Origin of the sequence: Neisseria sp. P0013.S005, assembly GCF_051958425.1 — a bacterium.
Taxonomy (GTDB): Bacteria; Pseudomonadota; Gammaproteobacteria; order Burkholderiales; family Neisseriaceae; genus Neisseria; species Neisseria subflava.
In genome coordinates, this window is the sequence record NZ_JBQCVL010000063.1 from 1 (window position 1) to 263 (window position 263).

Sequence of the window (263 nt, forward strand, 5' to 3'; positions counted from 1 at the left end):
GTGTATAAGAGACAGGACTACTAGGGTATCTGATCCTGTTTGATCCCCTTGCTTTCACGCCTCAGCGTCAGGAATAATCTAGAAAATCGCCTTCGCCACCGGTGTTCTTCCACATATCTACGCATTTCACCGCTACACGTGGAATTCCATTTTCTCCGACTACCCTCAAGATTCTCAGTTTCAAATGCTGTTCCGGGGTTGAGCCCCGGGATTTCACTTCTGACTTAAAAACCCGCCTACGCGCTCTTTACGCCCAATAAATC

General features: G+C 47.9%; 1 rRNA gene. It reads right to left on the reverse strand.

Annotated features, from left to right (window positions below):
- Nucleotides 1–263, reverse strand: a 16S ribosomal RNA gene (locus tag ACTHTA_RS11510); the annotation flags it as partial.